Raw genomic sequence first — 22,240 nt, forward strand, 5'->3', positions numbered from 1 at the left:
AAAGCCACGATGATTTATCGTGGCTTCTTATTGCTTGATATCCTAGCTGTTTAATTTATTCCAGACTAAACTTCTTGCCGAGAAAACTGGCACCGACGCTTGCCCCCAAGCGCTTGGCAAATCGATCAGCCAAGCCTTCCTTGGCCGTAAAGTCCACCACGTTTTCCTGCTTGATCACCTCACGCGCCACATAATCCGAACTGCCAAGCGCATCTGCCAGGCCCATTTCAATACTAGACTGACCACTCCAGAACAGGCCACTGAAAGTTTCTGGCGTTTCTTTCAGGCGTTTGCCACGACCTTCACGTACAACCGCAATAAACTGGGCATGAATCTGGTCCAGCATCTGCTGGGCAAATTCCTGATGTTTAGGATTCACTGGGGAAAATGGATCCAGCATGGCCTTATTGCTTCCAGCCGTCATCAGCCTGCGTTCAACTCCTACCTTATCCATGATGCCTGTAAAACCAAATCCGTCCATGAGCACACCGATAGAGCCGACAATACTAGCCTTGTCCACATAGATCCTGTCTGCTGCAACGGCTATGTAATAGCCGCCGGATGCGCAGATATCCTCCACTACCGCATACACTGGGATATTGGGGTGCAGCTTACGCTGGCGCTTGATCTCGTCATTAATGATGCCAGCCTGAACCGGACTACCGCCAGGACTATTGATACGCAGGATAATGCCCTTGGTGCCCTTGCTATCAAAAGCTGATTGCAGGCTGGATACCACCGAGTCGGCATTCACCGCATCGTCGCTACCGATCACACCGCTTATATCAATCAATGCCGTATGCTCAACCGAAGCACTGGAACTTGCATTCCACCCCAAGGCGTAGAACAAGATAATAAACAAATAGGTAAATCCTATCGACTTGAAAAAAATGCCCCATTGCCGCGCACGCCGCTGTTCCTTGACAGAGGCAAGTGCCAATTGATGCAGAGTGTCACGCTCCCAGTTGGAGCCATTAGGGTGGTTATCAGACATTCGTTAAACTTTCAAAATTAATCAATATATTATCGTCCTGCTCTTTTATCCGTATAGGTATCAGAGTCCGGCCCCGGCAGGGCCCTGCCACACAATATCCGGTATCAGGCTGATAGTGTGCGCCATGGGTTGCACATATCAGGTATTGCTGACTGAAATCAAAAAACTCCCCATGATTCCAGTCCAACTCTATAGGCACATGTGCACACTGGTTGATATAGGCGTATACCTTACCGTTGAAGCGTACAGCAAATCCGGCGATACGCTCTCCAAGCTCTGGGAGGTCAAAGCGCACCCCCATCCCTCCATCCACCAGATCGCGGCTATGGCAAATTAAGCGTTCAGTTCCAGCCATTGGTCGAGTGTAGCAAACTCATCGAAATGCGCCAGCGGCAAATGCGGCAACAATCGCTCAAGCGGGTGCGCGCCATAAGTCACGCCTATACGTGAAACCTTGGCATTTTCCGCCATCTGAAGGTCAAAACTGGTGTCGCCTATCATTAATGTGCGTTCAGGCTCAGCACCGAACTCGTCCATCAGCTCCAGCAACATTTGCGGATGTGGCTTGGATAAACACTCGTCCACACAGCGCGTACCATGTATATATGTGCCCAATCCGCTATGCTCCAACGCGTGATTCAAGCCCCTGCGGCCTTTGCCGGTCGCTACCCCTAGCATATATCCTTGCTCATTGAGCCTCGTCACGGCATTTTTTGCCCCTGGAAACAGCAATACATCATTCTCCCGCGCGTGATAATGCACATTGTAGCGTTCTGCCATATGCTGGAGCTGTTCACTGGTAATGACACCAAACAATTGCTGGATAGCTTCGCGCAACCCCAGGCCAATAATGCTGCTGGCTGACTCCTGCCCAGGATCAGCAAGGCCAGCTTCAACAGCAGCTGTTCGTATACTGTCGACAATAATCTGCGTGGAATTGGCCAGGGTGCCATCCCAGTCAAACACAATCAGGTCAAAACGCTTACTCACTGGGCAACTCCCTAGTGGAATCAATAAGTTGGACAAACTTTTCAAGTTCTTTAGGCAAAGGGGCAATCAACTTCAGTTTTTCTCCATTCAAGGGGTGACGCAACATGGTTTCCGCGGAATGCAGGAACATCCGCTTTAACCCTCGTTTCTGCAAAGCCTTGTTCAGGCCAAAGTCACCATATTTATCATCTCCAGCTATCGGGAAACCAAGATGAGACAATTGCACCCGCAACTGGTGTGTCCGCCCAGTGACCAGTTGCGCCTCCAACAAGGTAAACTCTCCCAGCGGCTTACGCAGGTAGAAAATAGTTTCCGATTCCTGCCCATCCTCTTGCACCGACACTCGGCGCTCGCCACTGGGGAGCACATATTTGTGCAGGGGTAATTTGACCTTGCGCTTTTGGTCGTTCCAGCGTCCATGCACCAACACCAGATAGCGCTTGTCAGTCTGGTTGTTGCGAATGGCGTCATGCAACGCCACCAAGGCGCTGCGTTTCTTGGCAAGCATGAGTACACCCGAGGTTTCACGGTCCAGCCTGTGTACCAATTCGAGGAATTTGGCATGGGGGCGCTCCAGGCGCAGCTGCTCAATCACCCCCCGGCTGATGCCGCTGCCGCCATGCACGGCAAAGCCGGCAGGCTTGTCCAGAACCAGCATGGCATCGTCCTCAAAGATAATCGCATTCTCAAATTTTGACACCGCTGGCGTTTTGGGGGCGGCCTCAGCCGCCTGCTGTGCCATCCTGACAGGCGGCACACGCACCTGATCTCCCAGGTTTAGCTTGCAACTGGAATCTACACGCTTGCTGTTAACGCGCACCTCCCCACTGCGAAGGATGCGGTAAATATGGCTTTTAGGAACGCCCTTGAGGGTTTTTGCCAAGAAATTATCGACTCTCTGCCCTTCGCTAGCCTCATCTATTGTCAGCAGGTTAACTGCGGCGGGATTAAATTGATTTCTTGTTTTGCTTAAATTAGTCATCTCACCTATACTACGACGATCTTGAAGTAAATGCGCTAAGCGCTTCTTCAGGAATGATTTACCCGCAATGGAAAATACCTTGGTTAACTCGCTCGCCAATTGAAACAAGTAGCGATTTTGTAACAGGAACAATGCGCTCTAGCTGCCGCAGACCAAGATTCTTAAGGTGGCGCACGGCCCAGGATATACTGAAAAAAAATAGCATATTAGCCGATAACGTCGGCTAATCCGAGACAGAATAGCCGTATCGGGGTTTAGAACCCAATAGTTTACGAAAGCTTTCGTTAACAAATTCAAGCTGATACCGAATCATACCGGTATTAGAAAATCTTTTTCCAAGTAGCTCAAGATGCTACTGCATGCGCTAGATAGCGCCCAGGGAAAAGCGGCCTGAAGGCAAAGAACTGCCTAGCCGAAAAATTGAGAAACTATTGTTTCGCGTTACCTCCTGCGGATTTCAATCTGCTCGTATCGTGTCAATGTGACCTGCATGACAGGCCAATACGGCACTTCAGTCATAGCACTGCTCCGCCGCCAGAAATGGCACGGTCTGCTGCCCGCTTCAGAGCGCGGGAGTAATAAATGAAACGCATGCTATTTAATGCGACGCAATCGGAAGAACTCCGCGTCGCTATTGTCGACGGACAAAAACTCATTGACCTTGATATTGAGTCTGCCGGCAAGGAACAACGTAAAAGCAATATCTACAAGGGTGTCATCACCCGCATCGAACCATCCCTGGAAGCTGCCTTTGTCAATTATGGTACTGACCGCCATGGTTTCCTGCCGTTCAAGGAAGTGGCACGCAGCTATTTCCAGAACGACAGCGAAGCCAGCCGTGCCCGTATCCAGGACGTATTAAAAGAAGGCCAGGAGCTGATTGTCCAGGTCGACAAGGATGAGCGTGGCAACAAGGGTGCCGCCCTGACCACATTCATCTCGCTCGCTGGCCGCTACTTGGTATTGATGCCGAACAATCCTCGTGGCGGTGGTGTATCACGCCGTATCGAAGGCGAAGACCGCAACGAATTGCGCGACACCATGGCCCAGCTCGAAGTCCCAAGTGGCATGAGCATTATTGCCCGTACTGCTGGTATCGGCCGTACCGTGGAAGAGCTGCAGTGGGACCTTAACTACCTGCTGCAACTGTGGACCGCTGTTGAAAGTGCCTCTACCATCCAGAGCGGCCCTTTCCTGATCTACCAGGAAGGCAGCCTGGTGATCCGTGCGATTCGCGACTACTTCCAGCCTGATATCGGTGAAATCCTGATTGATACCCCTGACATTCATGAGCAGGCAGTTCAGTTCATGAACCATGTCATGCCAGGCAATGTTTCCCGCGTTAAACTGTATCGCGATGAAATCCCATTGTTCTCACGCTTCCAGATCGAGCATCAGATTGAGTCGGCATTTTCTCGGGAGGTACGCTTGCCATCCGGTGGCGCCATCGTCATTGACCACACTGAGGCCCTCGTTTCGGTAGACGTTAACTCCGGTCGCTCCACCAAAGGCAGCGATATTGAACAAACTGCATTCAACACCAACCTTGAAGCGGCTGATGAAGTCGCACGCCAATTGCGCTTGCGTGACCTTGGCGGCCTGGTGGTCATTGACTTCATCGACATGGAAAGCCAGCGTAACCAGCGGGAAGTGGAAAACCGCCTTCGTGACGCGCTGCATCATGACCGTGCGCGTGTGCAAACGGGCAAGATCTCCCGCTTCGGCCTGCTTGAGCTGTCTCGTCAGCGCCTACGCCCAAGCTTGGGTGAATCCAACCACATTCCCTGCCCACGCTGCCATGGCACCGGCCATATCCGCGGCATAGAGTCCACTGCCCTGCATATCCTGCGCATCACGCAGGAAGAAGCCATGAAGGAAAACAGCGCAGTGATCCAGGTTCAGTTACCTGTTGAAGCTGCCACATTCCTGCTGAATGAAAAGCGTGCTGAAATACACAAGATTGAACAGCGCATGGGTGTACAGGTTGTCCTGATCCCCAATATTCATATGGAAACGCCCAACTACAACATTTTACGCATCCGCCATGATGATGTTGAGGATACTGGTCGTGCCAGCTATGAAATGGTGGAGCTGCCATCGGAATCCATCGAAGCTGTTGTCGCCCAGGAAGTCAAGGCAATCAAGGTGGAAGCGGCTGTCAAGGGAATTACCCCGGCCTCCCCTGCACCAACCGCCAAGGAAAAGCCTGTCGCTAACGTTTCACTGTTGGGCCGCTTCAAGTCCTGGCTGTCCAGTGTCACAGCATCCAAGCCTGAGGCCAAGCCTGCTGAGGAAACCCAGCGTCGTGACAATGGCAATCGCAACCAGAGCCAGCGTCGCAATGGCCGTAACAACCGCAACGAACGCAATGCGCAAGGTAGTGAGCGTCCTGAGCAGCGCAAGGAGCAAACCCGCGGCAATAATGAAAAACGCCAGCCGCAGGAAACGCGTTCCAATACGCAACAGCCGCCGCGCCAGGAAAGACCCGAGCGTCAAGACCGCACCGAACGTCAACAGAAGCCGCAACAGCAAGTAAATAGCCAGCCAGCTGCCCTGCAATCTGAAACTGGTGTAGCAGAAGGTGAACAACGCACTGGCCGTCGTGGTCGCAACGGGCGCCGTGAACGTCAGCCGCGCAATGAAAACAGTCCACGTGAAAATCGTCAGAATGCTCAGGCTGAACAACAGCCGGCCGTGACTGAAGATACAACCAAGACAGCAGTTATAGCCCCTGTCGTTCCTGAAACCAAGGCTGAAACAGCTAGCTCGGCCAAGACAGAAGTCATGAAAAAAGAAACTGCCAAGACTGAGATAGCGCTTGAGCCTGTTAAAACCGAAGCTGAAGCGATTGCACAGCAGCCTGCCGCTGCCACTCAAGCCAAGGAAAGCAAGGCCAAACCTGCAAGCGACAGCAGCATTGAAGTGGTGGAAAGTAAAAAATCCACGGCAAAGACTGAAGCTGCAAAAGAGGCAATCTCTGTTGAGGCAGAAGCCAAGCCGGAGAAAAAGCCTCGTGCACCGCGTCGCCGCAAAGCTGAACCAGCTGCAGAGCAACCTGTTGATCTGGCAGCCAGCGGCCTGCAGCTAGTTGAAACAAAAGCTGATGCAGCCAAGGCGATAGTTGCACCCACTGTCGAGGAGCCTGCCAAACGTAGTTCACGCAAGCCAGCAGCCTGGCAACAAAAGACAGCTGCGGAATCTGCACCAGCAGAACCGCTGGTAATGGTAGAAACACAGAAGTAATTGACTGGATTGGTACCATAAAAAAGCCCTGACATGTCAGGGCTTTTTCTTTTACTGCTGGACAGAACATTGACTCAGACTGCCCTTTACTCCCTGGGTAATTCGTCTGGCATGGTAGCGCCATAAAACAGGGTTTTCAACTTCTTGAGCTGATCTCTGAACTCCCCTGCTTTTTCAAATTCCAGATTCTTTGCACTGTCATGCATGGCTTTTTCCAGGCGCTTCATTTCCTTCAAGACCTGCTTTTCGCTCATGACATCATAGCTTGCCTGCTCTTGGGCAGCCTTGCGTTCACGCTGGGCATCTTCCTTGTCGTAAACACCCTCGATAATATCCTTGATCCGTTTAGTCACTCCTTTGGGAGTAATGCCATGTTCAGTATTGAAAGCCATTTGTTTCTGCCGGCGGCGCTGGGTTTCATCCATCGCCAGCTTCATTGAACGCGTAATCCTGTTGGCATAGAAAATTACGGTACCATTGAGATTACGTGCTGCACGTCCGGCCGTCTGGATCAGGGAGCGCTCGGAGCGCAAAAAGCCTTCTTTATCTGCATCCAATACCGCTACCAGCGACACCTCGGGAATATCCAGACCCTCCCGAAGAAGATTGATGCCCACCAGTACATCAAACTCACCCAGACGCAAATCCCGGATAATTTCCACCCGCTCCACCGTATCAATATCTGAATGCAGATAACGGACCTTGACACCATGCTCGGCCAGGTAATCCGTCAAATCTTCCGCCATTCGCTTGGTCAGTGTGGTAGCCAGGACACGTTCATTCACCGCCACTCTGAGCTTGATTTCGGACAATAAGTCATCCACCTGCGTATCTGCCGGTTTAACTGTGATTTCCGGATCAATCAACCCGGTTGGCCTGACCACCTGCTCTACGACCTGCTGCTGGTGGGTGGCTTCATATTCCGATGGCGTTGCACTGACAAAAATACACTGGCGCATGATGTGCTCGAACTCTTCAAACCGCAAGGGACGGTTATCCAGCGCCGAAGGGAGACGGAATCCATAATCCACCAGATTTTCCTTGCGTGCTCGGTCACCCTTGTACATGCCACCTATCTGGGGCACTGTCACATGACTCTCGTCTATGATCATCAGCGCATTGTCAGGCAGGTAATCAATCAGTGTTGGCGGTGCATCCCCGACCGAACGGCCGGTAAGATGCCGGCTATAGTTTTCGATCCCCTTGCAGAAACCGATTTCATTGAGCATTTCCAGGTCAAACCGTGTGCGCTGCTCTATACGCTGGGCCTCGACCAGCTTGTTGTTCTTGATGAAGAAATCAACACGGTCGCGTAGCTCATGCTTGATGGTCTCCATCGCGCGTATGGTCGCCTCGCGCGCCGTGACGTAATGGCTTGAGGGAAAAATACGGAAATTGTGGATTTTATTGAATATCTGCCCAGTCAGTGGATCAAACAGGGTTATGCTTTCAATCTCATCATCGAACAGGCTGATGCGCACAGCGGTTTCACTATTTTCAGAAGGAAATACATCCAGCACATCTCCGCGCACGCGGAAAGCTCCGCGGGAAAAGTCGAAGTCATTGCGATCATATTGCATGGCAATCAGCTTATTGACGATATCGCGTTGGGTGACTTTCATCCCCAGATGGATATGTAACACCATGCCATGGTACTCGCCAGGGTCGCCGATACCATAGATCGCGGACACGGTAGCCACAATGATGCTGTCTTCGCGCTCAAGCAGGGATTTGGTCGCAGACAGTCGCATTTGCTCAATATGGTCATTGATGCTGGAGTCTTTTTCGATGAAAAGGTCGCGCGAAGGCACATAAGCCTCGGGCTGATAATAATCGTAATAGGACACAAAATATTCCACGGCATTTTCAGGGAAGAATTCCCTGAACTCTGAATACAACTGTGCCGCCAACGTCTTATTTGGCGCCATGACAATAGCGGGACGGCCTGTCCGTGCAATCACATTGGCCATGGTATATGTCTTGCCGGAACCAGTAACACCCAGCAGGGTCTGAAACTTCAGACCCTGGTTGATGCCATCCGTGAGCTTATCGATTGCAGCCGGCTGGTCTCCGGCAGGCGGAAATGGTTGAAAAAGCTTGTATTTGCTATTTGGGAAAGTGACAATCACAGCGATTACCAATAGGGTGGAACAAGGATTTTAACAGGCATGGATCATCTATGCGCACCTCTCGTCCAGTTGGAGTCAATTCCCATCTTAACCTAGTCATTATGCTCGGAGGTGGTATGCGCTATCTGATTGTAATTGCAGGCTTGCTCGCATCTCAGCCCATTGCCGAGGCCTATGACAGGCAAAAGATGATAGAACCCTTTTTCTCTACCGTCATGGTCCGTGGATACCGTGCTGACGGCGGCCTCGGCTATGGGTCGGGCATTGTAGTGGCCAGCAACAAGGTGCTCACCAATTGCCATATTTTCCGCGAAACTGGCCGCCCGTGGGTTTCTCGTGGCGAGGATGTCTACGAAGTAGAGTCCGTACAAGCTGACCGCTGGCATGACCTGTGCCTATTAAAAACGGCTGAGCTACCTTTCAAGCCGGTTCAAATTGGCGAAAGCAATCACCTGAAAAAAGGTCAGGAAGTCACATCCATCGGCCACTCTAATGGTGTAGCCTCCCCTATGGTCTCGGTTGGCAGCATCAAATCTATTTACAGCATGGATCAGGGAAACATCATTCGCAGCTCTGCCAAATTCTCGCTTGGCGCCAGCGGCAGTGGCCTTTACGACATGGATGGCAAGCTGATTGGCATCAATACCTTTAAAACTATCGGTCGGCAGGCTTATTACTATGCCATGCCTGTCGAGTGGTTAACCCTCCTGCAACAACGCGAACCGGAAACCCAATTCCCTTTAGCCGGACAGGCACTTTGGGAGGCAAGCGAACAGTCCAGGCTGTATTTCCTGCTGATTGCCATTCCGGAACTGAAGAAAGACTGGCAGGCCATGGCAGACATTGCCTCGCGCTGGACCCAAGTAGAATCCGATAGCAGCGAGGCCTGGTATGAATTGGGCTACGCCCAGGAACAGCTCAGCCATCTTAATATGGCTGAAGAGTCTTATAAGCGTGCAATAGCACTGGATGAATACAATACGGATGCTCTCTTTCGCTTGGGGATAATTGCCTCTCGGCATGGGGATAAATTAGCAGCCGATCAGATTGAAGAAAGTCTGGGTAAAATCAGTGAAAATCTGGCAGCCGAATTCCGTAAAGCCATTGCCTGCACTGGAGCATGTTGAAAAAACGGCAGGCAATACTAAAAAAATGCCTGCTTACAGTGAATATCGCGTGCCGCCATATTTCGCAAGCAGAATAATATGAGTAAAATTAGGGTTTTGCCGTAGTCTCTATAACCACTCATAGGATTTTGATCTTGGAACTCTCGCAGCGCGTTCAATCCATCAAGGAATCACCCACTCTTGCAGTCACTGCTCGTGCCGCAAAACTGAAAGCCGAAGGCCGCGACATTATCGGCTTGGGTGCAGGTGAGCCGGATTTTGACACCCCCCAGCATATCAAGGACGCTGCAAAAAAAGCCATAGACCAAGGCTTCACCAAATACACGCCTGTGGCGGGCATTCCAGGGTTGAAAAAAGCCATTGTCGCCAAATTCAAGAATGAAAATGGTTTTGACTATACCGACAAGGAAGTCATTGTTGGGGTCGGTGGCAAACAATGCATCTTCAATCTGGCATTGGCGGTACTCAATCCCGGAGATGAGGTGATCGTTCCCGCGCCTTACTGGGTGTCTTATGCAGATATTGCCCTAGTAGCTGGTGCAAAACCCGTGATTATTGAATGTGGGATCGAACAGGGCTTCAAACTCACTTCTGCACAACTGGAAGCGGCCATCACGCCAAAAACCAAGTTGTTCATGATCAATTCTCCATCCAATCCAACGGGCGCGGTTTATACATTGGAAGAGCTGAAATCCCTGGGTGAAGTGCTCAAGAAGTACCCACATATCCTGGTAGCCACCGATGACATGTATGAACACGTCAACCTCACCGGTGACAAGTTCTACAATATCCTCAATGCCACTCCTGAGCTCAAGGATCGATGTATTGTGCTGAACGGCGTTTCCAAGGCCTATTCCATGACCGGCTGGCGTATTGGTTATGCTGCAGGCCCTTCCAAGATCATCAAGGCTATGGAGATACTGCAATCGCAATCAACGTCCAACCCAACCTCCATCTCGCAAGTAGCAGCCCAGGCAGCTCTTGAAGGTCCACAGGAATGCATTACTCCCATGCTGGAAGCCTTCCGTGAACGTCATGAATTTGTCGTGAATCGCTTCAATGAGATCAAGGGTTTGAAATGTATCAAGGCGGGTGGCGCATTTTATGCTTTCCCCGATGCACGCGAAGCCATCAACAACCTATTTGCAGCAGGCAAGATCAAGGAAACCACCGACCTGGCCCTTTCTGAATACCTGCTTGAACAAGAAGGTGTTGCCGTGGTACCAGGTTCTGCTTTCGGCGCTGAAGGTTACTTCCGCATTTCATTTGCTACCTCGATGGACAACCTTAAGAACGCGCTGGATCGTATTGCACGGGCTCTTGCTTAAGCAATACGGCCATAAAAAGCCTGCTGATGCAGGCTTTTTATACTTCGCAGTAATTAATTGATACGGCTAGAACTGCCAACTTAGGCTAGCGCGCAAGCCATGGTCATCGGAATGTCTGGCCAACTGCCCCAAGTAAGAAAAAGTCAGGCTCAGGCTTCCGCTCATTGAAATATCGAGCCCGGCATCCAGCATCAATGCATCCCGGCGGATCGGTACTCCAGCGATACCAAATGATTCGCCCCCATTGAAAGCAAGCTGAGTACGCCCATCAATATCACCGCTTGCTCGACGCCAGCCTAAAGATCCTCTCAAGATCGCGGTACTGGTGTCGCTTTTGCCAAGATAATGCGCTCCACGTAAACCAAGGGTTGTGAATGTCGTATCACTACGCTGACTAATCCCGTGCAGGCCAGCCCCCTCTTTTTCATGGAAGCCATCGGTATGGAGGTTGACATAGGCTAAAGAAGCAAATGGCTCTAAAGACAGGCGACCAGCATCCACTCGATAGCCCATTTCGGCAAAAACCTGAGCACTACGGCCCTCGTAACCGGCCTTGCTATTGACTGCCAGGCCAGGAAACACCACGTTCCGTCTAGTATCGATATCATGCCAGCTATGAGCGACACCTAGTCGGAGGCCGACATTATTCCACTCGGTGCCGCCATAAGCACCTATATGGTAGCTGCGCACGCTTGCGGATGAATGCCTGCCATCTGCATCATAGCTACCATTGGCATAGCCAGCCAATGCGCCAGCTCGCCAATATTCTCCTATTTTGGCATCCGCTCCAAACAACAGTCCGCCAACACGGCGACTTATGCTTGCCGCATCACGGTTACCATCATCGTGTCCCCATTGGCCTATGGCCTGGGTCCAAGTTGTGTAGCGCTCATTTTCCACTGTGCTTCCATTGTCGGCTGCCGCCACAGAACCGAATGCCTGGCGCACGCGATCAATCGCCGCATTGCGTACAAAACGACTATCCTCCGTCATGAGATTGCGCACTGAGGCGTGAATTTCCCCCGAAAGCTGATCCAGCGCAGCAGCGCTATCCTGATGCTGCAATGCAGCATCAATAATACGATTGCTGCCAGCAGCCAACAAAGCTCCTCCCAGTACAGCACGCTGGTTGCGCGTCAAGCTGGATTGCACACTACTGACTGCATCCTGATCAATGAACAAGCTGACCTCAACACTGTCAGCGTTATAAATCGTATCAAGACCAACCAAGCCTCCACCAGTCCAGGCACTGGAACCGAATGGCGTTCCCAAGCTGCCATCGGTGGTCAATATGGTATAACGATGGTTAAGCAGATAACCTCCATTGCCGTTTTCCTGAGTAACCTCCAGATTGATACCACCAAGATTGGAAACGCCCGTATCTGTGATATGTACAAGGTCAGACTGGCCTGACAGGTTGACCTCCGCAACGTACGTGCCGCTGAACCCAGCAACCGATCCGTAGGCCTGTGTACCAACCGAGTTACCAGGCCCGATGGTGCCATTGCCGCTCAATACCCCGCTAAAGATAAAATTGCCACCCAGTAGCGCACTATCACTCACCACGGCATTGCCATCGACCAAAATGGGGGTTGCGATTGTGCCACCATGGGTGATCGCCCCTTGACCAAGGCTAACATCGCCAAGGATATTTGTGGCCTCACTACGGCTGAATAGAATGAGAGAGTTCGTGGCGGTTAATCCGTTATCCAACCTCGTAGCTCCAGTAAAAGAAAGTGAGCTGCCATTAGCATTGACAGCGCCGCCGATAGTGGCATCACCTGTAATATTCAAGATGGACTGGCTACTCAGATTAACGTCACCGATGATATTGGTACTACTACTGTTAAACAGCAAAGTAGTACCTTGACTTGCAGAAACACCGCCGCCCACGGTAGTAGTCACCCCATTGAACTCCAATTGCGCATGAGATTCGGCACTCACATTGCTGCCTATGCTGGTTTCGCCACCAAAGACAAAACTGGCACCCTGACTCGCCACTGTCTCGGCAATGCTGGTAAACCCATCAAAGCGCACCATAGATCCGGTACCGGCGATGACACCTCCACCAATATCCGCGCCATTTATAAAAGCAATCGTGGCCGCCTCGCCGCCACTGATATTGCCGTCTATATGGCCGCCATCGGTATCAATCAAGATAGCTCCATCACTAGCAATCAAATCATTAAGACCTCGTACAACGCCTATCCATTGTGCCCCTGTACCAATAGTCAGATTGGTTTGGCCACTACGGCCCGACTCCAGCCCATCGAGATCAACCACATCCCCACGAGATACCGAACCGCTAGCCAAAGTGAGGTTGATGGTACCATCCATACCATCCTCATTACGATTAACCTGAAGCAGAACACCGTTATTCCGAGTCAGGCTTGTTCCCGTTCCAATCAAGATATTCTGGATCTGACCTGCCTCAGTCAAATCAGATAGTATGGAAGCTCCATGAGCATTCACGTCCGTATCGCTCAAGATCACACCGGCATTATTCAATAGGTAAATTCCCGCACCCTGCTGCGATGTGATGGATGAAGAGGTTATTTCAAGCTGACCCCCAGCTGTGGAAAAAGCAGCTGCCGCATTCTCCCCATGAACAATTAACATGGAATTGTGTAGTTGCACCTCTCCATCCAACATGGCTGAAGCTCCATGTGCGTCCTGACCAAATGTCGAAATACTTCCCTGCTCGAATACCACCTTGCCGCCAATACCATCGAACCACCCAGCAGAAATACCAAATGCCCTTTCACCAGTGGTTTCGACTGTCAAGTCACTGGTATTGATTAGGGATTGCGCTCCGCTGGCTTGAACAGCAACCGCATCGTTACCTGAAGTACGGATCAACCCATCAGCAATATCAAGCATGCCTCCATTGTAAGCATAGAGGCCTCGACCAATTCCGCCACTGGTAATGACCTGTACCTCGCTCGCATGAACAAGGGCTCCCTGGTTTTGAGCGAACAAGCCATAAGAATTTTGTCCTGCAGTGGTTACCGTACCGCCGTGAATATTGATCGTAGTCTCCAGGCTGGCAAAACTGCCACTGGTGGCAGCCCAAGCCAATAACCCATGGGAATTGACACCTTCGGTGGAAATGTTGGTGCCGTTGGTGGTTACATTGCCCCCTTGGTCTGAGCGTATTCCGTAAGTGCGATCTTCCCCTGTCATCAAAATATCGCCGCCATCCAAAGTAATTCTGGCACCCTGCGACGCTGCGACCCCCACCGCTGCATCACTGCCGTTAGTGCCAGTCCCGTTGACATTAATGACTGTATTGCCCACCGTGATACCGGAACCTGTGCCCGTTGCATTCAGCCCTCTTCCATATGCATCAGTATTGGTTTGGTTCACCAATACACTCTCCAGCACAACCTGCCCCCCATTGCTTGCATGGACTCCATATGCTTTGCTGCCTGCTACCGTGATACTGGAGCCTGTGGCCTTGGCCAGGCTACCGACCCCATCGGAGACAATTCCATGCCCAGCCTGTCCCTGAGTGAATATCTCACTGTCATTGAGATTGGCCTGCCCGCCAGTATTGGCGACGATGCCGGCTCCACCATTGCCCAAGGCATGCAACTCAACTCCCTCGCCATCATATGTACCTTCGGAAATGGCAGTTACGGCATTACCTGTACCCGCATTAGTCACTGAGCCACCATGCATCACAATGCTGCTGGCATCAGACTTTACCACTGCACCTGCAATCCCATTGACCGTCCCGCTGAACTGGCTGTCAATAAGCAATGCAGCAGCATTGTCGACCGCTTCCAGAAAACCGTTAGTCACTTGCCAGCTGCCTCCAAGCGATGCCTCGGCCAAACGGATATTGCCACCAACAAGAATGGGCCGGGCCTTGGTACCACCAACAGCAGTCGAACCATTCTCCAGTTCGACATTGCCATGAATAACAGCCAACTGATCAGGATCGGTGAAGGTGTAAGTTGCATTGCTGCCAATAAGGCTGCCAGTGATGGTCACGCTACCAGCAAAATCTGCTGCAGCGCGCCCGTCCACTCCTTCGGCAAGCAAGCTGCCAGAGATTGTGGCTCCTGCTTGCACCTTGGCAGTGGCCCCAGCCTCAATCATGAGATCCCCGGTTATGTCCCCAATAACCTCTCCATTGGTATGTATTTTCCCAGCAAGTAGGCGAGACCAGTAACTATCAAATACCGTCTCGCCGTTATTTCTGGCCTTAAGATACATTGCCCAGAATTGTGATGGCTCGCCACTTGCTGTTGCAGGCGGATTCCATGAATAGACAAGCGCCCCGTTGAAGTAGTACTCAACCTTATTTTGTTCGGGCAGCAACCTCATATCCATACTATTCCAGCCATCATATTTGACAAGGCCGGCTGTCTCGGCAAGATCAATCCAACTTCCATCATCCCACACCTGCAAATGGCCGCTTCCATCCTGGTTGTTAAAATGAATAATAGGAAATGCTGCTTCACTATTAATATAGTTATCCTCAACCACAACCGACTCGGGCATGGCGCTCCCCCACAAACCTGTATTGATATAGTCCGTGGCAGTCCCACTTTGCCAATCAGCCTCTATCCACAGATCACCACGCAAAAATGAGGCCCCTGCTGGCACGAGTGTTCTTTGAGAATAGCCTTGCCAGTTATTGAAGGAATCAGGCATGGCCGGAGGATTTATCTCCAGTTTCAGTGCATCGCGCCCCTGCCATTCAACAAGCTGCAGCCCTGGGCTACCTCCCCTATCTTTAACCCAACTTGCAGGGTTCATATCGACTGCATACGGCGTATACACAATGGATTCGGCCAATACATCCTCGCTCATCATCGCCACTCCAGCCAATGCTACGAGAACTTTGATGTTCAATGCCGACCTGCTGCTACCTCGGGCAGACTCAGGCACCACTTGATACATCTGTCTCACGGCACTCCATATGGTTTTGTAAGCACGGTTCATCCAAATCTCCCCTATTTTTATTGATGAAAAACTCTTGTAGTGAAACTATTGAAATGGCCTATCTATTTGAGACGGCAGCTTTTGTGAGGGGTGATAAAGTTGGGAAACAGGGGGATTGTGAAGCGTCTGGGTAAAAACATCTTCAGGCATAGGCTTGTGGAAATAAAAGCCCTGCACCAAATAGCAACCGCTCTTTAGCAACACATTTAATTGGGCTTCGGTTTCCACCCCCTCAGCGATTACTCTCAGCCCCAGTCGATGAGCTATGGACAAAATGCCATCCGCTATTGCCGCACTGTTTTGGTCCGAGGTAATGTCTCGGATGAAGGACTTATCAATTTTGATGGAGTCAATTGGCAGACGGTTGATGTAGCAAAGATTGGAGTATCCGGTACCGAAGTCGTCAAGCGAAATATGCACACCAAGCTGTCTCAGCTCCATCATGATGCAAATGACCTCATCAATATCTTCCAAGAGCAGGCTTTCCGTAATTTCCAACTCCAGGCAGTCAGCCGGAACCCCTGTTTCACGCAGGATTCCGTTGACGATGGAAGGGAAATGCTTTTCACGGAATTGCCTGGCTGAAATATTGACGGAGAGGCGCTCAAGCTTCAGGCCTTGTGCAGTCCATACACAAAAACGCTTGCAAGCCTGGCGCAGCGTCCATACTCCAATGGGTAAAATCAGGCCGCTTTCTTCGGCAATGGGAATGAAGCGGTCTGGCGGAACAAAGCCTTTTTCCGGGTGATACCACCTTAATAAAGTTTCCGCTCCGACAATCTTTCCCTGCCTGACGTCAATTTGGGGCTGGAAATACACACTGAGCTCATTGCGCTCCAGAGCTCTATGCAAGGCAGCCTCAAGAAATATCCGCTCTCTCTCGCTGCCAATGGCCTGCTCTGAATATACGTAGATACCATTGCTGTTATGGCCACGTCGCAAAGACAAAGCGAAAGCAGCATTGCAAAGCAACTCTCGGCTCTCCTCCCCATGCCACGGATAGACAGAAACACCAATACTGCAAGACAAAATCACCTCGCCACTATCAACCTGGAAAGGCTTGGAAAAAACATCTCTGATCTCGTCCGCAGCCTTGCAAACACCAGCATCGACATCATCATAGCTAGTCCGCAATACAGCAAATTCATCTCGCTCAAGATGAGCCACAGGCATACGATCATTAAGGCGAACAGCAATCTCATTTAGCAGAGTATTCGCATGCACGCCGCCCAGCATTTCTGCGGTATGCTCAAAACGGTCAAGTCGGAGAACCAGCACGGCAACCTTTCTCAAAGGATGCCTTTTGGCATAGGAAACAAATTGAGTAAGATGCTCTACAAAAAGAACTTTTCTTGGCAAGCCAGTGACAAGGTCGTAAAGTTGATTGGATTCATGGTCAAATGAAGTGTCATTCCCCGGCCCTGGTCCCGAGAATAATTGAGATGGTGCCATTTGATATTGATTGCGCGATTTACTGGCAATGCTAACATTGACCTTATGTCTCGAAGGCCGGCCAAAATTGCGCTCACCTCTTCCACTCTTGGGTGTGCCATCTAGGTGGTAACGGCTCGGCCATATGATTTGTGGAGCAAGACCAAGGTGCTCGGCTATCAGACGTTCATAGCGAGGGCAAGGACTATAGAGGGCATTGCTTAAAGTTGTACGTGAAAGACCATAACGCCTGGACAACTCTTGGAGGTTTGTCTGCGTTTTGCGTACAGCCGCAATGATATCTGCACGATGCCAATCTTTAGTTGTTAAATTTTTTTCATCTTTCATGGCGACTTGTTGTTAAACATCCAAACCTAATGAAGATGAATCATTAAAAAACATCCGAATTAGGATGTCAATAGGTCAAATTATTGCATTTCGATAATAACAATGGAGTATAAATTGGCTTTTCAATTTAAAATCAAGCACTTTTATATAAAATCCAACGCCTCAAATAGATCCGAGTTTTTAATATAAATCGGATGAACGGGATTTCAAAGAAGTTGCTCAGGGTAATTGGCGGTCAATCAGCAAAATCCTGGGCCGAAAAAAATGGCTTACCGGTTCAAACCGTGCATGAATGGATCAAGCACGACAGAATGCCCCGGGGGGCCAATCTTCAATTGCTGATTAATGTCACTGGTATCCCGAAAGAGTGGTGGGTATCCGACAATGATTCATTGCCGATAGAAACTCTGGCGAATGATCATTCAAAAGAAAGCGAAAAAACTCCGCCAGCAATTAACAAGGAGCTATTCAACACTTGCCTGGACGCATGCCAGTCGATCTATGGCACCATGTTCACCTCATCCCTGGTTTCTAGACAAGTCGATTATGTTGCTGATTGCTATAACATATTAGTTGAAATGACCAGCAACAATCCAAACGATCCGAATGCTACAGAACCACTATCAAAGGAAGACTTTATCCATCTTCTGACGATTTCAGTCAAATTGGGAAGGCTGCATGCTTTTGCTCAAATTAAATAATTTTTCACGCTTTTCACAAAAAAGTAGAATATCTCGTAGGAAATAAGACAATCAATTAAGATGAAACTCAACCTCTGGCTTCTCATGATTATGATCCTTGGCAAGCGGGATCATAAATTCAACATTGTTGTTACCACCTCACAATATGGTGCACAAAAGATCCTGTCAGTTGATCACAGCAATGTCTACGGGCAGTTTGTCAGTCCTGAAGGGGCATTGTCCAGAAATGTGATCGCCAGCCCCATAGAGCGCTTTGCCTATAACAATATTGTAGTTGAGTACAAATATTCAGTGGCGGGAATCAGTAAATTCCGCAGGTATGCGTCATTATCCAAACTATTATTGGAGCTACCTTTCATTATTACCCCACTTTTTCGTTGGGTGGCCAATCTCAAGTATTACTTCATCACCGCAATTTTCAACCGTCGCCCAGCAGAAGCCAGAGAGCGTTACGAACTCCTCAAGTTTATCGTGGCACACAAAGCTATTTCGAATGCGCCATTCACATTGCATGAACTCATGGCAGAGATGTATGGATTTTTATACTTCTCACAGAATGATCGAAACTGGCATGCACAAAAAATCAAATACCAGCTGGCCTCGCTGGTTGAGACAAAAGACCTTGAAGAGTCAGGTCATAATGCTTATAAAGTTGCCGGGCTGGCCTGGAAAAGCCTGAGCGACTTCCAGGAGGAAAACCGAAGGCATCGTGACAGCGCACGCATGCAATTCATTATTCTGTTGCTGACATTGGTTATTGCATTTTTTGCAATAGCCCACTCCGGAATCATTCGCTTGCCTGTGCTACTGGATCTACGTACCAGCAACCCGGCTCCCCTCAAGAGCATTTCGTTACCACTCTCCTCCCTCATGTTGCCCGATGCATCATCCCATCAAGCCATTGATTCAATTCTGATGCAAAAACCAGAAGCACTCGGAATGGAACATGCCACCAACATTGAGCAGCACCAATTACAGAATGCGGATGACGATCGGTCAAAAAGCCAGTCAAAAATTAAGCAATAGCTAACAACCTTACCCTTGAGTTGCCTGTCTCAAGCGCAATATTACTTGGCCTGCTTAATGAGCTCTGCTGCCTCTAAAGCGATTTTCTGATATTGAGGAATGACCCTCTGGTTTACCTCACCAGTCAGCTTCATTGAATCATTTGCCAATAGCGGCATCTTCTGATTGATTGACTTGCCCTCAGGCGAGCTATAGAACCTGATGGCAGCTTCCAACTCTTCCTGGGTGAATGTGCGGCGATAAAGGGGCAAGATCAACTTAACGATTGCTTCATATGATAAATTTTCTTGCTGGATTTTAACCGCCTTATCTCCAGCCTCCTCTGCAATTTTCTTCTGTTTTTCGTTAAGCTGCGGATAACCGAGCGATTGCAGCATATTGTTCTTCAGGGCGTTATCAGCATTTGCTCTCATTCCATCCAAGGTTGCCCTGACATTGGAAACTCCCATGAATTTCAAAATCAACTCATCTGAAGGAGTTGCTGCGTTAGCGTTACCAACAAAAGCAAATATACAGATCGCAAAAAATACCTTGAGCATTTAATTCTCCTTAATTATTAAATGAGTAAACTGATTTTGTATAAAACAGTATATCAAGCACAAATTATCATTTTTTTCATTTTAATGGGAATTTCTTTATAAAATAAAAAGGACGCCAAGAATTTATGTTTCGAATACCTTCAAATATTCAAGAATTACATTGGCCACCACTTTAATAATAAACATCAATATTGGCAAATAACATATTGAATTTAAATTTTTATTTTTATAAAAAAATGTTGCTTAGCTAATTTCAGAAAATTGCCTGGATATCGCCGACTACTCTCAATGAAATAGCTAAGCTAACGTTTGATTATTCCCAATCAGGCCGACAAGGAATGGGGGAAGGAATCAATGAAGAGAAAACTTGGCACTTAATTTCTAGCGACAAAGAAGGCGTATATTGCTACATTACCCTGAATAGCCGCAGGGGTTCGCCGGGAGGGCTAATCAATTTATACTCCTGAGAAATACCATTTGATATCGTGATTTCCTCAGATCCCGGCCTTCCCTGGCAAGAGCCTCGCCCCGTATCAACCCTGATGACATGTTTTCCTTCAGTCAGGAAGAAGGTCACATATTCAGAAGGCAGAATAGTGTATGAACGGATATTGTCGATATATATCTCGTTTTCACAGCCCAATCCTATTCCGGAAGGTGCAGGATCCCGCCGCACGGTGACATACGCCCCAGTAAAGAACTTGGGGTAACTCGCATATACCCTGTCCCGTGGCACAGGATTACTGGAGGCAAAATTAATGGGAGCGCTGGAACAGCCTACCAACACAATCACCAGAACAACAAAAATTGATTTCACTTATCTATTCTATATCGAACATTGAATAGAGTCAGAAGATTAATGAAGTGAAGCCGCCGTCTCGACTTACCGATTCATTTCCAATAGCACAAAAAAACACTGTCGAATCAGAGAGAAGTAATTTAACCGAACTGGAAGTCCGATTAAATGGTGCCCGGGGCCGGAATCGAACCGGCACGGCCATAAGCCGAGAGATTTTAAGTTTCCTTAAATGAGTGTCTATATCATTCAATACCTATCAGCATCAGCGGGTTACTCTCCTTCATCTAATGTTACTGACTAATGGCGTTGACATTTCTATGACAGTTTTCTGCAAACTCGGGGCAGGCAAATATGATCTGCTACCAAAGTGAGTAATAGTCGGCTTAAACTCCCCACCATTTTTTCTTTTTAGCTATCTTCTGTTCAGGTAATGCGAGGTCTGAGGGCCATAAAAAATAAAACCCTCCACCTTTAAATCCTTTCCTCCATTCACCGCCAGATTTTTTGCCGGACTCTGTCAAATAAGTAAGCTTGTTTTTTAGTTCCAAATATCCAGCATCTATTAATAGCTGTGTAAGAGAGTTCGTTTTCATCCCTTTTAATTCTGCTAGTTTGGCGGTAGTCAACTTATTGATTGGTGCCGCCGCTGCTTCCTCAACATGAATTTCAACCTTTTCTTCTTTTTGAGGTGCTGCTGAAGTATTCAAAGGCTTATGGGATGCAATTAAATATTTAGCTAAAATATTGAGATTATTTTTCGATAAAACAGGCTTTTCTTGCTGTTCTTTATATTGTTTCACCAGTTCATTAACTTTGTCGGCTACCTGGTCTGCTTTACATACTTCGTTAGGGCGTGGGGAGTTTTTGGGTGGGATAAAGTGGCCTTGGTCTGACAGGGCCACTAATGTATCGAATGGGATATTATTAAAGAATCCCTCTTGTTTGACAGCTTTGCTGAGTTGTTTTTTAAAAAATGCTGCTTGCATCTTCACTTGAGTGACTGGCGATTTCATACCTTGGGATTTATCGTTGTACCAACGCACCCACTGGCCATCATCAAGTAACTGAATTTTTCCAGATACACTTTTGCATTCAATAAGGATGACCCCATATTCATGAATAATTAAATGGTCTATTTGGGCTGCATCATCATTTACCTCCCATCGAATGCCATTTAAAACAAGTATGTTTTCTTCATCTTCAAAAAAACGTTTGAGATAAAACGAAATGCTCTCCTCAGCATTTCTTCCAGCTTTTTGATATTTATCCTCAGAGGAAAATGGGTCTAATTCTTTTAATATCATTTTTTAAACCACCTTCTTTTCACTTCTCGAGCGATTAACTCGCCTTTTTCTGATCTTCCAATTCCCGGGCCAAAGCTTCTAGCTCCGGGTTTCTCTGCTTAATGCCTGTTTCATCCGTTAATAGATAAGCGGCAAATTCCGGCCAGTGGCTGGCAATGATCTCTAGTACACCAGCCTTTGGCTCGTGCCTGTCCTGCTCTATCCCAATCAATGTGCCTTTAGGAATACCCGTCAAATCGGCGAATTCCTGCCTACCCATATCGAGACTTTCGCGTATTGCTCTTATTTTTTTCCCAGCAGCACTTGACATGTATGCGTGAATATCCTTACAGTGTGACTTAACGTA

At 48.9% G+C, this 22,240-nt stretch carries 16 protein-coding genes; 5 read left to right on the forward strand and 11 right to left on the reverse strand.

The genetic code is table 11. From position 1 onward, the window contains the following. Positions 1–55: 55 nt before the first annotated feature. From LG200_RS06025 to LG200_RS06040, 4 genes are read right to left on the reverse strand one after another with little or no spacing between them, the layout of a single operon-like run. Positions 56–994, reverse strand: a complete 939-nt coding sequence (locus LG200_RS06025) for a S49 family peptidase (protein ID WP_226756673.1) — start codon at positions 992–994, stop codon at positions 56–58. Continuing rightward, positions 987–1,349 carry a Rieske (2Fe-2S) protein gene (locus LG200_RS06030; protein ID WP_226756674.1) on the reverse strand — a complete coding sequence of 121 codons (363 nt, stop codon included), beginning with the start codon at positions 1,347–1,349 and terminating at the stop codon, positions 987–989. The genes LG200_RS06025 and LG200_RS06030 overlap by 8 nt, the downstream gene beginning before the upstream one ends. Further along, a complete protein-coding gene (locus tag LG200_RS06035; RefSeq protein WP_226756675.1) occupies positions 1,328–1,984 on the reverse strand; it encodes an HAD-IIIA family hydrolase in 657 nt (218 codons plus the stop codon). The genes LG200_RS06030 and LG200_RS06035 overlap by 22 nt, the downstream gene beginning before the upstream one ends. Then, a complete protein-coding gene (locus tag LG200_RS06040) occupies positions 1,977–2,966 on the reverse strand; it encodes an RluA family pseudouridine synthase (protein WP_226756676.1) in 990 nt (329 codons plus the stop codon). Before LG200_RS06040 ends, LG200_RS06035 begins: the two co-directional genes overlap by 8 nt. A 582-nt stretch (positions 2,967–3,548) precedes the next feature. Between LG200_RS06040 and LG200_RS06045 the strand changes: the two genes are divergently transcribed. Then, a complete protein-coding gene (locus tag LG200_RS06045; RefSeq protein WP_226756677.1) occupies positions 3,549–6,209 on the forward strand; it encodes an Rne/Rng family ribonuclease in 2,661 nt (886 codons plus the stop codon). Between the two features lie 86 nt (positions 6,210–6,295). Here the strand turns inward: LG200_RS06045 and uvrB are convergent, their stop codons facing one another. Next, positions 6,296–8,338 (reverse strand): excinuclease ABC subunit UvrB, encoded by a 2,043-nt coding sequence (gene uvrB, locus LG200_RS06050; RefSeq protein ID WP_226756678.1) that lies wholly within the window; start codon positions 8,336–8,338, stop codon positions 6,296–6,298. A gap of 116 nt (positions 8,339–8,454) precedes the next feature. Between uvrB and LG200_RS06055 the strand changes: the two genes are divergently transcribed. Next, on the forward strand, positions 8,455–9,465 hold the full coding sequence (locus LG200_RS06055) for a trypsin-like peptidase domain-containing protein (RefSeq protein WP_226756679.1): 1,011 nt from the start codon (positions 8,455–8,457) through the stop codon (positions 9,463–9,465). A gap of 134 nt (positions 9,466–9,599) precedes the next feature. Beyond that, positions 9,600–10,793 carry a pyridoxal phosphate-dependent aminotransferase gene (locus LG200_RS06060; protein ID WP_226756680.1) on the forward strand — a complete coding sequence of 398 codons (1,194 nt, stop codon included), beginning with the start codon at positions 9,600–9,602 and terminating at the stop codon, positions 10,791–10,793. A gap of 66 nt (positions 10,794–10,859) precedes the next feature. On the opposite strand, the gene LG200_RS06065 is transcribed toward LG200_RS06060, so the two are convergent. Both LG200_RS06065 and LG200_RS06070 read right to left on the reverse strand, forming a co-directional pair. Beyond that, a complete protein-coding gene (locus LG200_RS06065; RefSeq protein WP_226756681.1) occupies positions 10,860–15,746 on the reverse strand; it encodes an autotransporter domain-containing protein in 4,887 nt (1,628 codons plus the stop codon). A gap of 45 nt (positions 15,747–15,791) precedes the next feature. Then, complete coding sequence (locus LG200_RS06070; RefSeq protein ID WP_226756682.1) at positions 15,792–17,525, reverse strand: EAL domain-containing protein; 1,734 nt, start codon at positions 17,523–17,525, stop codon at positions 15,792–15,794. Between the two features lie 194 nt (positions 17,526–17,719). On the opposite strand from LG200_RS06070, the gene LG200_RS06075 reads away from it, so the two are divergent. Next, positions 17,720–18,226: a hypothetical protein gene (locus tag LG200_RS06075; RefSeq protein WP_226756683.1), complete on the forward strand. Its 507-nt coding sequence runs from the start codon at positions 17,720–17,722 to the stop codon at positions 18,224–18,226. An 84-nt stretch (positions 18,227–18,310) separates the two neighbouring features. Next, on the forward strand, positions 18,311–19,252 hold the full coding sequence (locus tag LG200_RS06080) for a hypothetical protein (protein ID WP_226756684.1): 942 nt from the start codon (positions 18,311–18,313) through the stop codon (positions 19,250–19,252). A 41-nt stretch (positions 19,253–19,293) separates the two neighbouring features. Here LG200_RS06080 and LG200_RS06085 read toward each other — a convergent pair whose 3' ends face one another. From LG200_RS06085 to LG200_RS06100, 4 genes are all read right to left on the reverse strand, one after another. After that, a complete protein-coding gene (locus tag LG200_RS06085; RefSeq protein ID WP_226756685.1) occupies positions 19,294–19,791 on the reverse strand; it encodes a DUF2059 domain-containing protein in 498 nt (165 codons plus the stop codon). Positions 19,792–20,197: 406 nt separating this feature from the next. Next, complete coding sequence (locus LG200_RS06090) at positions 20,198–20,608, reverse strand: hypothetical protein (RefSeq protein ID WP_226756686.1); 411 nt, start codon at positions 20,606–20,608, stop codon at positions 20,198–20,200. A gap of 365 nt (positions 20,609–20,973) precedes the next feature. After that, complete coding sequence (locus LG200_RS06095) at positions 20,974–21,894, reverse strand: nuclease-related domain-containing protein (RefSeq protein ID WP_226756687.1); 921 nt, start codon at positions 21,892–21,894, stop codon at positions 20,974–20,976. Positions 21,895–21,928: 34 nt separating this feature from the next. Further along, the gene (locus LG200_RS06100) at positions 21,929–22,204 is read right to left on the reverse strand and encodes a helix-turn-helix transcriptional regulator (protein WP_226756688.1); all 276 of its coding nucleotides are present in this window, start codon (positions 22,202–22,204) and stop codon (positions 21,929–21,931) included. Positions 22,205–22,240 lie beyond the last annotated feature (36 nt).

It is taken from the genome of Methylobacillus caricis (assembly GCF_020532705.1).
GTDB classification, from domain to species: domain Bacteria; phylum Pseudomonadota; class Gammaproteobacteria; order Burkholderiales; family Methylophilaceae; genus Methylobacillus; species Methylobacillus caricis.

Bases quoted from the DNA above. Each gene is read 5' to 3' on its own strand.
- LG200_RS06025 (WP_226756673.1), bottom strand. From the start codon at position 994: ATGTCTGATAACCACCCTAATGGCTCCAACTGGGAGCGTGACACTCTG.
- LG200_RS06030 (WP_226756674.1), bottom strand. From the start codon at position 1,349: ATGGCTGGAACTGAACGCTTAATTTGCCATAGCCGCGATCTGGTGGAT.
- LG200_RS06040 (WP_226756676.1), bottom strand. From the start codon at position 2,966: ATGACTAATTTAAGCAAAACAAGAAATCAATTTAATCCCGCCGCAGTT.
- LG200_RS06045 (WP_226756677.1), top strand. From the start codon at position 3,549: ATGAAACGCATGCTATTTAATGCGACGCAATCGGAAGAACTCCGCGTC.
- LG200_RS06055 (WP_226756679.1), top strand. From the start codon at position 8,455: ATGCGCTATCTGATTGTAATTGCAGGCTTGCTCGCATCTCAGCCCATT.
- LG200_RS06065 (WP_226756681.1), bottom strand. From the start codon at position 15,746: ATGAACCGTGCTTACAAAACCATATGGAGTGCCGTGAGACAGATGTAT.
- LG200_RS06070 (WP_226756682.1), bottom strand. From the start codon at position 17,525: ATGAAAGATGAAAAAAATTTAACAACTAAAGATTGGCATCGTGCAGAT.
- LG200_RS06075 (WP_226756683.1), top strand. From the start codon at position 17,720: ATGAACGGGATTTCAAAGAAGTTGCTCAGGGTAATTGGCGGTCAATCA.
- LG200_RS06080 (WP_226756684.1), top strand. From the start codon at position 18,311: ATGATTATGATCCTTGGCAAGCGGGATCATAAATTCAACATTGTTGTT.
- LG200_RS06085 (WP_226756685.1), bottom strand. From the start codon at position 19,791: ATGCTCAAGGTATTTTTTGCGATCTGTATATTTGCTTTTGTTGGTAAC.
- LG200_RS06095 (WP_226756687.1), bottom strand. From the start codon at position 21,894: ATGATATTAAAAGAATTAGACCCATTTTCCTCTGAGGATAAATATCAA.
- LG200_RS06100 (WP_226756688.1), bottom strand. From the start codon at position 22,204: ATGTCAAGTGCTGCTGGGAAAAAAATAAGAGCAATACGCGAAAGTCTC.